Here is an 11,899-nt window from a genome sequence, read left to right on the forward strand (position 1 = left end):
TCCGCGCCGGGGGCACTCCGCGTCCGGCGCGGGATCAGGGAGCGAGGTGTACCATGGAACCCGTACGAATGTGCGTCGCGTGTCGCGCACGCGCCCCTCGGTCCGCCCTGCTTCGGGTGGTCTCCCGCGAATCCGTCCTCATCATCGATGAGCGCGCGGTGCTGCCGGGTCGGGGTGCGTGGGTCCACGCGTCGAGTGCGTGCATGGGCCTCGCCGTGAAGCGGAGGGCGTTCGTGCGTGCGCTCCGTGTGTCAGGGCCGCTTGACACGCAGACCATCGAAGAGCACCTACAGCAAGACAAAGGCTGAACGGCTATGGAAACAAAGTGAACGGCTCGAAATGAGTCCCGTCCGCGACTAATGGTCTGCCCTGTGTGGGGTGGACCCCAGACAGGAGAATTGTGGCAAACGCCAAACCACGCGTGCACGAGATCGCTTCCGAACTCGGCGTCGACAGCAAGGTCGCCCTCGCCAAGCTCAAGGAGCTCGGCGAGTTCGTGAAGAGCCCGTCGTCCACCATCGAACCCCCGGTGGCCCGGAAGCTCCGCGCCGCCCTCGAGGCCGATGGAGCAGGCGGCTCGTCCGCTGCTCCCGCTCCGGCGGCCAAGCCCGCCGGACGTCCCGGCCCCGCCCGCCCCGCCGCGCGCCCCGGTCCCGCGGCGCCGAAGCCTGCCGAGGCCGCACCGGCTGCGACCCCCGCTCCGGCTCCCGCGGCCAAGCCCGCTGCCGCGACGCCCGCCGCGCCCGCGCCCTCGGCGCCCGACGCGACACCGTCGACTCCCGCGCAGCCCGCAGCCGATGCGTCGCCGGCTCCCGCCGCCGGACCCAAGCCCGGTCCGGGCGCCCCGGCGGCACCGGCCGCGCCGCGCCCCGGCGGCACGCCCCGTCCGGGCAACAACCCCTTCTCGTCGCAGCAGGGCATGGGCCAGCGTCCCGCGGGACCGCGTCCGGGCAACAACCCCTTCTCGTCGCAGCAGGGCATGGGTCAGCGTCCCAGCCCGGGTAACATCCCCCGTCCGCAGGCGCCGCGACCGGGAGCTCCCCGTCCCGGTGCCCCCGGCGCCCGCCCCGGTCGTCCCGGTGGCGGCGGCGGTCGCCCCGGCGCACCCTTCCAGCAGCGTCCGGGCGGTCCGGGTCGTCCCGGCGGTGCCGGCGGCGGCTTCCAGCGCCCCGGCGGCGCGCCCGGCGGCGGGTTCGCCGGTCGTCCCGGTGGGGGCGGCGGTCGGGGCCGCGGTCCCGGCGGTGGCACCGCGGGTGCCTTCGGCAAGGGCGGCGGCAAGTCCAAGCAGCGCAAGTCGCGTCGGGCGAAGCGTCAAGAATTCGAGATGAGGGATGCACCGCAGGTCGGTGGCGTCAACGTCCAGAAGGGCAACGGCGAGATCATCCGCCTGCGTCGCGGAGCCTCGATCTCGGACTTCGCCGACAAGCTCGAGGCGATCCGCGGCTACACCGTGCAGCCCGGCACGCTCGTGACGATCCTCTTCAACCTCGGCGAGATGGCCACGGCCACCGAGTCGCTGGACGAGGCGACGTTCGAAGTCCTCGGCGAGGAGCTCGGCTACAAGATCCAGATGGTCTCGCCCGAGGACGAGGACAAGGAGCTCCTCGAGGGCTTCGGTCTCGACCTCGAGGCCGAGCTCGAGGCGGAGAGCGAGGACGACCTCGAGATCCGTCCGCCCGTGGTCACCGTCATGGGTCACGTCGACCACGGTAAGACCCGACTGCTCGACGCCATCCGCCAGACCAACGTGGTCGCCGGCGAAGCCGGTGGCATCACGCAGCACATCGGTGCCTACCAGGTGTGGACGGAGCACGAGGAGATCGAGCGCGCCATCACCTTCATCGATACCCCGGGTCACGAGGCGTTCACCGCCATGCGTGCCCGTGGTGCGCAGGTGACGGACCTCGCGATCCTCGTCGTCGCGGCCGACGACGGCATCATGCCCCAGACGGTGGAGGCCCTCAACCACGCCCAGGCGGCGAACGTGCCGATCGTGGTCGCGGTGAACAAGGTCGACAAGCCCGACGCCAACCCGGCGAAGGTCCGCCAGCAGCTGACCGAGTACGGACTGGTCGCCGAGGAGTACGGCGGAGACGTCATGTTCGTCGACGTCTCGGCGCGCCAGGGCACCGGCATCCAGGAACTGCTGGACGCGGTGCTCCTCACCGCCGACGCCGGGCTCGACCTCACGGCGAACCCGAACAAGGCCGCCCGAGGTGTCGCGATCGAGGCGAAGCTCGACAAGGGCCGGGGCTCCGTTGCGACCGTGCTGATCCAGTCCGGAACGCTCCGGGTCGGCGACGCGATCGTCGCGGGCACCGCCTACGGCCGTGTGCGAGCGATGATCGACGAGAACGGCGACCCGGTCGACGAGGCGTACCCGTCGCGTCCGGTCCAGGTCCAGGGACTCAACTCCGTGCCCCGCGCGGGCGACACGTTCATCGTGACCGAGGAGGACCGCACCGCCCGTCAGATCGCCGAGAAGCGCGAGGCCGCAGAGCGCAACGCGCAGCTGGCGAAGGCCCGCAAGCGCATCTCGCTCGAGGACTTCACCCGTGCGCTGGAAGAGGGCAAGGTCGAGTCGCTCAACCTCATCATCAAGGGTGACGTCTCCGGTGCCGTGGAGGCGCTGGAGGAGTCCCTGCTGAAGATCGAGGTCGACGATTCGGTTCAGCTCCGCATCATCCACCGCGGCGTCGGGGCGATCACCGAGTCGGACATCAACCTGGCCACGATCGACAACGCGATCGTGATCGGCTTCAACGTCCGCCCCGACACCAAGGCCCGCGAGCGTGCAGCCCGCGAGGGCGTGGACGTCCGGTTCTACTCGGTCATCTACAACGCGATCGACGATGTCGAGCAGTCGCTCACGGGCATGCTCAAGCCGGAGTTCGAAGAGGTCCAGTCGGGCGTCGCCGAGATCCGCGAGGTGTTCCGCTCCTCCAAGTTCGGCAACATCGCCGGTGTCATCGTCCGCTCGGGCACGATCACGCGCAACGCGAAGGCGCGCGTCATCCGCGACGGCGTCGTGATCGCCGACGGGCTCGCCATCGAGTCGCTGCGCCGGTTCAAGGACGACGTCACCGAGGTCCGCACGGACTTCGAGGCCGGTATCGGACTGGGCAAGTACAACGACATCCAGATCGGCGACGAGATCGAGACCACCGAGATGGTGGAGAAGCCGCGAGGCTGATCCTCCGCAGTCAGGGGCGCCCGCGTATCCGAAAGGGGCGGGCGCCTCTGCTCCGTTCGAAAGGAACACACATGGCCGGCGAACGTCAGGCACGCCTCGGAGACCGCATCCGCGTCATCCTCGCCGAGCGTCTCGAGAAGGGGCTGCGCGACCCGCGGCTCGGCTTCGTCACGATCACCGACGTGCGGGTGACCGGGGACCTCCAGCACGCCTCCGTCTTCTACACCGTCCTCGGCTCCGAGGAGGACCGCGAGGGGTCCGCCGCGGCCCTGAAAGCGGCGACCGGGATGCTCCGATCCGAGGTCGGCAAGCACCTGAACACGCGGCTGACGCCGTCGCTGGAGTTCATCCTGGATGGAATTCCGGAGAACGCCGGTCACATCGAGGACCTCCTCCGGGAGGCTCGCGAGCGCGATCAGGCGGTCGCCGGTCTCGCGGCGTCCGCATCTCCGGCGGGTGAGGCGGACCCCTACATCAAGCCCCGCGTCGACGACGAGGACTGATCCGAGCGGGCTGCGTCCTCACCGGGGGAGCAGCGCCCTGCCGTCGACGACCTCCAGGAGGCCGTCGGCGACCAGCGAATCGATCGCGCGGTCGCGCTGACCCTCGTCCGGCCAATCGGCGAGCAGAGCCGTGACCGGCACCGCCGCGGGGGAGGCCTCGCGGACCACCTTGAGCGCGGCGCCGCGGGCCTGGCGGTCACTGCCTTCGTAACGGGCCTGTCGACGACGGAGATCCGGCGACTCCGGGTACCCGGACGCGCGCCAGAGGCAGATGTCCGCGAGTGGGCAGTCACCGCACCGGGGCGCCCGGGCGGTGCAGACCGTCGCGCCGAGCTCCATCGCCGCGGCGTTGACGGTCGCGGCATCCGTGCGGTCCGCCGGGAGGACCGCCTCCATCCGGACGAGGTCCGCCTTCGCGGGCGGTCCCGGCTGCGCTCGCCCCTCGAGCGCACGCGCGAGGATGCGGCGCGTGTTGGTGTCGACCACCGGATGCCGGTCTCCGTAGGCGAACACCGCCACCGCACGCGCGGTGTAGTCCCCGATGCCGCTGAGGGCGAGCAGGGCCTCCACGTCGCGGGGGACGACGCCGTCGTGACGGTCGCGCACCTCCACTGCCGCGCGGTGCAGCCAGAGCGCCCGTCGCGGATAGCCCAGGTTCGCCCACTGCGTCACCGCCTCGCCCGGCGCGGCCGCGGCGAGGGCCGCGGCGTCCGGCCACCGCGACAGCCAGGCCTCCAGATGCGGGATGACACGCGTCACCGGTGTCTGCTGGAGCATGAACTCGCTCACGAGCACCCCCCACGCCCCGAAGCCCTCGCGGCGCCACGGCAGGTCGCGGGCGTTCTCGCGGTACCACGCGATGAGGGGCGGTGCGAGAGCGGACATCCCTACGAGCCTAAGCTGGAGGGCATGCCTGTGGATCCCGGGGACGAGCGATGACGGCCGGCGGGATTCTGCTGGTGGACAAGCCCGGCGGGCTCACGAGCCACGACGTCGTCGCCCGCGCGCGCCGCTCGCTCGGCACCCGCAAGGTCGGTCACGCGGGCACCCTCGATCCGATGGCGACGGGGCTGCTGGTCATCGGCGTGGACGCGGCGACGCGCCTGCTCACCTTCGCGGTGGGCCTCGACAAGACGTACGAGGCGACGATGCGGCTGGGGGAGGCGACGAACACCGACGACGCGGAGGGGGAGCAGACCGTGCAGACGGATGCCTCGTCCCTGACCGCTGAGCAGATCGAGGCCGCTCTCCAGCCTCTGCGCGGTGCGATCTCGCAGGTCCCGAGCACGTTCTCCGCGATCAAGGTCGACGGTCGGCGCGCATACGATCTGGCCCGCTCCGGCGAGGACGTCCAGCTGAAGGCGCGCGAGGTCATCGTCTCCCGACTCGAGGTGGTGGCTGAACGCCGACACGGCTCCGTCGTCGACCTCGACGTGATCGTCGACTGCTCCAGCGGCACCTACATCCGCGCCCTCGCGCGCGACCTCGGATCATCCCTCGGCGTCGGCGGTCATCTCACCGCCCTCCGGCGAACGCGGATCGGCCCCTTCTCCGTGTCCGACGCTGTCGGGCCGGACGACGTCGATCGCGGCCGACTGCGCGGGTCTGCGCTCGTCGCCTCGGAGATCCTGGGACGGTTCGACGTCACCGCCGAGGAAGCGCGCGATCTCCGTCACGGCAAACGCCTCGCCGGTGCGGCCGACCGGCTGCCGGCGTCGCCGATCGCGGCCGTCGCCCCGGACGAGACCCTCGTGGGGATCGTCGAACGCCGCGGCGCCGATGTGAAGAGCGCGATGAACATGCCCGAAGGAGACAGCGCATGATCCTGTGGTTCACCCTGGTGCAGGTGGTCCTCGCCGTGGCGGCGGGACTCCTGTGCGTGATCGCGGGCCTGGCCGGACGGCGGCCGAGCGACCTGAGCGTCGGCTCGCTCGCTCTGGTCGAGCTGCTGCTTCTCGTTCAGATCGTGGCGGCGGTCATCGCCCCGTTCGCCGGCAACCCGCCTTCGGGGAGCGTGCTGGAGTTCTGGGTGTACCTCGTCTCCGCCGCGCTTCTGCCGCTCGCCGCCGTCGCGTGGGCGCTGCTGGAGCGCAGCCGGTGGAGCACGGTCATCATGGGTGTCGCCGCACTCTCGGTGGCGGTGATGGTCTGGCGGATGCAGGTCATCTGGACGGTCCAAGTGGCCTGAGCGCGGTCCGCCGGGGGTGCGCCCGCGCCTAGGATCGTAAGGTCATGAGCGCCTCCACCCGTCCTCGCATGAGCGGCATCGGCCGTGTCCTGGTCATCGTCTACGCGGTGATGGCCCTCGCGGCCAGCGGCCGCTCGTTCGTCCAGATCGCCGAGCGCTTCGACGAGGCTCCGCTGGCCTATTCGCTGTCCGCCCTCGCCGCGCTCGTCTACATCCTCGCCACGCTGGCTCTCGTCTTCGCCGGGTCCGCCCGGTGGTACGTCGTCGCCTGGGTGGCGATCGTCTTCGAGCTGCTCGGGGTAATCGTCATCGGCACGCTCAGCCTGCTCCTCCCCGCCCTGTTCGCGCATCCGACGGTCTGGTCCGGCTTCGGCTACGGCTACCTGTTCATCCCTCTCGTCCTGCCGTTCCTGGGCCTCTGGTGGCTCGTCACGCACCGTCCCGGCGCACGGGTGCCCTCCGCCGCGAGGGCTGCCGCGTGATCGTCTTCCGCGACCCGGCGGATGTGCCCGGCGACTTCGGCCCGTCCGTGGTGGCGATCGGCAAGTTCGACGGCGTGCACACCGGCCACCGTGCCGTCATCGACCGGGCGCGCGTGGATGCCGCGGCCGCAGGCGCCCGCGTCGTCGCCGTGACGTTCGATCGGAATCCGCTGTCCGTCCTGCGCCCGGATCTCTGCCCCGAAGCCCTCGTCGGTCCCGAGCAGAAGCTGCGCCTCCTCGCCGACGCCGGCGTCGACGCGACTCTCATGCTCACCTTCGACGAGGCGCTCGCCGCGCTTCCCGCGCGCGCGTTCGTCGAGCACGTCCTGGTCGGTGCGCTCGCCGTCCGCCTGGTCATGGTGGGCAGCGACTTCCGCTTCGGTCGCGGCGGCTCCGGCGATCCGGAGATGCTGCGCGTCCTGGGTCGGGAGCTCGGCTTCGACGTCGAGGTGGTCGACGATGTGCGCGCAGCGGATGCCGGGCGGCGCGTGTCGTCGACGTGGGTGCGCGAGCTCCTCGCCGACGGCGCGGTCGAGAACGCCGCGCGCGTCCTCGGGCGCCCGCACGCCGTGCGAGCGGAGGTGGTGCACGGGCTCAAGCGCGGGCGAGCGCTCGGATACCCGACCGCCAATCTCGCGGCCGACCTGGAGGGATTCGTGCCCGCCGACGGCGTCTACGCCGGATGGCTCATCGATCACGGCTCACGCGGGGCCGGCGATGCGCTGCGGAGCAGCATCCGCTACCCGGCGGCGATCAGCGTCGGGACCAATCCGACCTTCGACGACGTCGCCGTCCGTCAGGTGGAGGCGTACGTCCTCGATGAGACCGACCTCGACCTGTACGGCCACGTCGTCGATGTGCAGTTCGTCGCGCGGGTCCGGGGGATGCAGGCCTTCGACGGCATCGACGGCCTCATCACGCAGATGGGGCTCGACGTGGCGGACGTGCGGGCGGCGCTGGCCTGAGCCCGCGCCGCCCGATCCGGGATCCTCAGTAGGAGGAGTCGTCGACTGCGCCGGTCGCCGCGGCACCGTCGTCGACGGCGCGCGCCTCGGCGAGGATCGTCGCGCTCGCGCTCGTGCCGAGGCGGGTGGCGCCGGCATCCAGCATCGCCACGGCCGTGTCGAGGCTTCGCACGCCGCCGGACGCCTTGACCTGCACCTGCTCGCCGACGTTCGCACGCATCAGGCGGATGTGCTCGACCGTCGCTCCGCCCCCGGCGAATCCGGTGGAGGTCTTGACGAAGTTTGCGCCCGCGGCCTCGGCGGCGCGGCACGCGCGCACGATGGCGTCGTCGTCGAGATGAGAGGTCTCGAAGATCACCTTGACGATGTGTCCGTCGGCGGCGTCGACCACCGCGCGGATATCGGCCTCCACCTCGGCATCCATCCCCGAGAGCAGCCAGCCGATGTTCAGGACCATGTCGAGCTCGCTCGCGCCGTCCGCGAGCGCCTGGCGGACCTCGGCGGCTTTGGCGGCGCTCGAGGTCGTGCCGTGCGGGAAGCCGATGACCGTGCCGACGGCGACGCCCGTCCCCGCGAGGCGCTCGACGGCGTGCGGGATGTCGGACGGGCGCACGCACACGCTGAACACGCCCCACTGCGCGGCGATGTCGAGCTCGGCGTCGACGGCGGCGCGGGTGAAATCGGGCTTGAGGATCGCGTGGTCGATGGCGGCGGCGATCTGGTCGTGCGTATACGTCATGGTCAAAGCCTACGTTCGGCCGGGCGCAGTCGCACCCGTCCCCACGCGGCGGGCTGCGGCAGCTCTCCGTAGCGAACCTCGGCGCCGTCCACGCCGACAGACGCGACGCAGAGCAGCAGCGACTGCGTCGGGTACCCGTGCGGGCGGTTGTCGCGCACGATCGCCTCGTCGTCGCCCGGCGCGAGTCCGGCGCTCGTCCGGATGACCTCCAGCCACGGCTCCCACCAGACCTCACCCTCCGCCGGGGCTGCCGCGCGGAAGGATCCGAGCCAGCGGGCGATCCGCGGTGTGGTGGGATCGTCGAGGTCATCGTGGGCGATCATGTGCGTTCCGGGCGGTATCGCGCTCTCGCGCGGTTCTCCCCCGTCCCATCGGAGGAGCCCTGCGCCCCGCGCATCGACCCGCACGAGATTGAAGCCGTGGGTGCGGGGCGGCCGGGCCGACAGATCGCCCGCCGCCGCGGCGAGGACGACCTCGCCGCGGGAGCGGGGCGACGGATCGGAGATCGTCTCGGCGCGGTTGAGCAGGACCGACAGCCGACCGCCCCGGGCGTCTGCTGCGAGCCAGGCTCCGCCCGCGCGCACATCCTGGACTCCGATGAGAGCCGGATGCGAATCGGGCCACCACGGTCCGAGCGGTCGCCAGGGCCGGGCCGGGTCCTCGTCGCGGATGGCCAGCAGTCGGATGACCCGATCGGCGGTCGGAGCGTCCGGCTCGGGGACGCGGATCACGACGGTGCACATGATGCGACCTCCGGGGAAGCGAGGGAACGTGCCAAGATCGGAGCGTGTTCGTCGTGGTGGGAGTGACGGGCGGCATCGCCGCCTACAAGGCAGTGGCCGTCGTCCGCGCGTTCGTGCAGGAGGGGCATGATGTCCACGTCATCCCGACACCGGACGCGCTGCGCTTCGTCGGCACGGCGACGTGGGAGGCGATCAGCCGGAATCCGGTGACGACCTCCGTCCACGACGATGTGGCCCGCGTGCGCCATGTGTCCCTCGGTCAGTCGGCCGACCTGGTCGTGATCGCCCCGGCCACGGCGAATTCTCTGGCGAAGATGACCGCCGGTCTCGCCGACGACCTCCTCGGCACGACCCTACTGGCCACCACCGCCCCTGTGGTCGTGGCTCCCGCGATGCACACCGAGATGTGGCGGCATCCGGCCACACAGCACAACATCGGCGTTCTCCGCGGCCGCGGCGTCCACATCGTCGGCCCGGATGACGGCCCGCTCACGGGCGGGGACAGCGGGCCGGGACGGATGTCGGAACCCGACGTGATCGTCGCGGCCGCGCGCGACGCGCTCGCCGGCGCGGCTTCGGCCGGCGACGTCCGGACCGATCCGGTGGGGGGAGCGGAAGGCGACCTGCGCGGGCTGCGCGTCGTCGTGAGCGCGGGCGGGACCCGCGAACCGATCGATCCGGTCCGCTTCCTGGGCAACCGGTCGAGTGGACGGCAGGGGGTGGCCATCGCGTGCGCAGCAGCCGACCGCGGCGCCGAGGTCATCCTCGTCGCCGCCCACCTCGACGCCGAGATCCTTGCGGCGGCGTCCGCGTCGCCGCGCGTGCGCATCGTGCGGGCGGGCACCGCCGCTGAACTGGGGCTCGCGGTCCGCGACGCCGCGACCGAGGCGGATGTCGTCATCATGGCCGCCGCGGTGGCGGACTACCGCGTGGCGGAGGTCTCCGACCGCAAGCTCGCGAAAGAGCAGGCGGACGGACCCGAGATCTCGCTGCGACTCGTGCAGACGGAGGACATCCTCGCGCAGCTCGCCGCGGGGCGCGCTCCGGGACAGACCATCGTCGGTTTCGCGGCCGAGACGCCCGCCGACGGCGAGACGCTGCTCGAGCGCGGTCGCCGCAAGGCCCTGCGGAAGGGGACGGATCTCCTCGCGGTGAACCGCGTCGGCTGGACCGAGGGGTTCGAAGCCGAGGTCAACGCGGTGCTGCTCCTCGACGGCCGCGGTGAACTGCTGGCCGAGGCCCGAGGCGACAAGCGCGCCGTCGCCGACGCCCTGTGGGACGGCATCCTGACGCTCCGCGGAGAAAGATAACGAAAAGGTAACGGCGTGGGCTAGGGTGGTCGCACCCGCACGTCCGGCCCGTCGACGCCGATGGGCCGGCGACCCGAAGGATGCCTATGCCGCACGATCCCGCGCGCGATCGCCTCGCCTCACTCGTCATCGCCTGCGCCCTGGCGGTCGTCGCGGTCGCGGTCGCGGTCGTCGGGGCGAGTCCCGCACGCGTGAGCGCCGGTGAGCTGCTCGGCGACACCCGTGATCCGGGCGACGCGGCCTTCATCGCCAGCCACCGGGGCGGGGCGGCGGTGGCGCCGGAGAACACGCTGGAGGCCGTGCGGATCGCGCTGGACGCGGGCTTCTCGTACGTCGAGGTCGACGTCGCCCGCACCGCCGACGGGCACGCCGTGCTGCTCCACGACGCCACCGTCGATCGCACGACGGACGGGACCGGCCGCCTGGAGGACCTCGACCTCTCCGAGGTCCGCTCGCTCGACGCGGGCTCGTGGTACTCCGCGGAGTACGCCGGCGCTCGTGTGCCCACGCTCGAGGAGTTCCTCGACGTCCTCGCCGCCAGCGACGCGCGCGCGATTCTGGAGCTGAAGGGGGAGTGGGACGGATCGGGCGTCGCCCGGGTGCTCTCCGCGATCCACGATCGCAGGCTCGACGATCGCGTGGCGGCGGCGAGCTTCGACGCGACGGCGCTCGCCCACGTCGCCGCGCAGTCCGAGACCGTGCACCGGATGCTGATCCTGCGCCGCCTGCCCGACGACGCCGTCCGCGCCGCGGTCGATGCGGGCGTCCGGGCGCTGATCGTCGACCGGGCGGCTGTCATCGACCGCCCCGCGGTCGTCGAGGAGCTGCACGACGCCGGCGTCCGCGTGGTCGTCTACACCCTCAACACCGACGCGCACTGGGATGAGGTGACGGCGCTCGGGGTGGACGGCATCATCACGGACGATCCGTTCACCCTCTCCGACTGGCAGGACGGCGTCGCGCGTTCCCGCTGACGCGGGGCGTCGGGACGAACGGACGCGATCGGGGACGTAGGCTCGCCTCCGAGGTGTCAGGGAGGTCCCATGGTCCAGGTTCGTCGGCGGCGGAGCGCCGCGTCCGTGCTGGTCGCGGCCGGTCTCCTGCTCGCGGTGCTCACCGGATGCCAGCCGGAGCCGGTGGATTCCGCCGGATCGCCGGACCCGACCCCGGTCACCCCGGTGCAGAGTCCGCCCGCCGTCGAGTCGCCGGCCGCCGTGCCCACCGAGACCGCCCCCGCGGCCGCGTTGCCCGTCGACTGCGACGCGCTGTACTCCGACGGCATGCGCGCGGCGCTCGATGCCGCGGTGCCGCCGGCGAACGACCCCGCCGTGACGATGCTGTCGTCCCAGAACGCTCAGCTGGCGGAGCTCCTCGCCTCCGGCATCCCGGTCCTGCGTTGCACGTGGGGAGGCGCCGAGGGGCCCGGCATCGCCACGACGGTCGCGTCGATGGAGCCGGCGCAGGCGGATGCCGCGCGCGCCGTCATGGCCGAGTCGGCCTTCGGATGCGAGACCGTCGGCGAGGCGGACCTCTGCCGGATCGAGCGGCGGGGCATCACGCTGGACGACGTCGAGTACGTCAGCGGTGAGGACCACCTCTTCGCGGACGGGCTCTGGGTCGCGACCAGCTGGATCGACGTCCTCCCCGAGGGGTACTCCGTCGACATCGCGACGCAGCTGTGGGGATGAAGACGGGCCGCGTCCGCTAGACTCGTCGCCGGGGGCCGCCACGCGACGCCGCACCGCGCCAAGCGCGGGCCCGCGGCATCAGGCGACA

The 11,899-nt window shown here is 72.0% G+C and carries 13 protein-coding genes; 10 read left to right on the forward strand and 3 right to left on the reverse strand.

Features of this window, described 5'->3' with window-relative positions:
* The first annotated feature begins 68 nt into the window (after window positions 1-68).
* From ABXJ56_RS11710 to rbfA, 3 genes are all read left to right on the forward strand, one after another.
* On the forward strand, window positions 69-308 hold the full coding sequence (locus ABXJ56_RS11710) for a YlxR family protein (RefSeq protein ID WP_354000016.1): 240 nt from the start codon (window positions 69-71) through the stop codon (window positions 306-308).
* Window positions 309-421: 113 nt separating this feature from the next.
* Complete coding sequence (infB, locus tag ABXJ56_RS11715) at window positions 422-3,193, forward strand: translation initiation factor IF-2 (RefSeq protein WP_354000017.1); 2,772 nt, start codon at window positions 422-424, stop codon at window positions 3,191-3,193.
* Window positions 3,194-3,264: 71 nt separating this feature from the next.
* A complete protein-coding gene (gene rbfA / locus ABXJ56_RS11720; protein WP_353999834.1) occupies window positions 3,265-3,696 on the forward strand; it encodes a 30S ribosome-binding factor RbfA in 432 nt (143 codons plus the stop codon).
* 18 nt (window positions 3,697-3,714) lie between these two features.
* Here the strand turns inward: rbfA and ABXJ56_RS11725 are convergent, their stop codons facing one another.
* Entirely contained in the window at window positions 3,715-4,581 is an 867-nt protein-coding gene (locus tag ABXJ56_RS11725; protein WP_353999835.1) for an A/G-specific adenine glycosylase, read from the reverse strand.
* A 50-nt stretch (window positions 4,582-4,631) separates the two neighbouring features.
* Between ABXJ56_RS11725 and truB the strand changes: the two genes are divergently transcribed.
* Genes truB through ABXJ56_RS11745 form a run of 4 tightly spaced genes read left to right on the forward strand, consistent with a single transcriptional unit; the run spans window position 4,632 to window position 7,331 of the window.
* Window positions 4,632-5,519 (forward strand): tRNA pseudouridine(55) synthase TruB, encoded by an 888-nt coding sequence (truB, locus tag ABXJ56_RS11730; RefSeq protein ID WP_353999836.1) that lies wholly within the window; start codon window positions 4,632-4,634, stop codon window positions 5,517-5,519.
* Entirely contained in the window at window positions 5,516-5,884 is a 369-nt protein-coding gene (locus ABXJ56_RS11735; RefSeq protein ID WP_353999837.1) for a hypothetical protein, read from the forward strand. Before truB ends, ABXJ56_RS11735 begins: the two co-directional genes overlap by 4 nt.
* A gap of 44 nt (window positions 5,885-5,928) precedes the next feature.
* A complete protein-coding gene (locus ABXJ56_RS11740) occupies window positions 5,929-6,366 on the forward strand; it encodes a hypothetical protein (protein ID WP_353999838.1) in 438 nt (145 codons plus the stop codon).
* A complete protein-coding gene (locus tag ABXJ56_RS11745) occupies window positions 6,363-7,331 on the forward strand; it encodes a bifunctional riboflavin kinase/FAD synthetase (protein ID WP_353999839.1) in 969 nt (322 codons plus the stop codon). The genes ABXJ56_RS11740 and ABXJ56_RS11745 overlap by 4 nt, the downstream gene beginning before the upstream one ends.
* Window positions 7,332-7,356: 25 nt before the next feature.
* Here ABXJ56_RS11745 and deoC read toward each other — a convergent pair whose 3' ends face one another.
* Window positions 7,357-8,070 carry a deoxyribose-phosphate aldolase gene (gene deoC / locus ABXJ56_RS11750; protein ID WP_353999840.1) on the reverse strand — a complete coding sequence of 238 codons (714 nt, stop codon included), beginning with the start codon at window positions 8,068-8,070 and terminating at the stop codon, window positions 7,357-7,359.
* 2 nt (window positions 8,071-8,072) lie between these two features.
* Window positions 8,073-8,813 (reverse strand): NRDE family protein, encoded by a 741-nt coding sequence (locus ABXJ56_RS11755; RefSeq protein WP_353999841.1) that lies wholly within the window; start codon window positions 8,811-8,813, stop codon window positions 8,073-8,075.
* 44 nt (window positions 8,814-8,857) lie between these two features.
* Between ABXJ56_RS11755 and coaBC the strand changes: the two genes are divergently transcribed.
* From coaBC to ABXJ56_RS11770, 3 genes are all read left to right on the forward strand, one after another.
* Window positions 8,858-10,123, forward strand: coding sequence for a bifunctional phosphopantothenoylcysteine decarboxylase/phosphopantothenate--cysteine ligase CoaBC (gene coaBC, locus ABXJ56_RS11760; RefSeq protein WP_353999842.1), 1,266 nt, complete (start codon window positions 8,858-8,860; stop codon window positions 10,121-10,123).
* 86 nt (window positions 10,124-10,209) lie between these two features.
* Window positions 10,210-11,097 (forward strand): glycerophosphodiester phosphodiesterase, encoded by an 888-nt coding sequence (locus tag ABXJ56_RS11765; RefSeq protein WP_353999843.1) that lies wholly within the window; start codon window positions 10,210-10,212, stop codon window positions 11,095-11,097.
* Window positions 11,098-11,166: 69 nt separating this feature from the next.
* Complete coding sequence (locus ABXJ56_RS11770) at window positions 11,167-11,811, forward strand: hypothetical protein (protein WP_353999844.1); 645 nt, start codon at window positions 11,167-11,169, stop codon at window positions 11,809-11,811.
* Window positions 11,812-11,899: the final 88 nt, after the last annotated feature.

Source organism: Microbacterium aurantiacum, assembly GCF_040532595.1.
In the GTDB taxonomy this organism is placed as follows: Bacteria; Actinomycetota; Actinomycetes; order Actinomycetales; family Microbacteriaceae; genus Microbacterium; species Microbacterium chocolatum_B.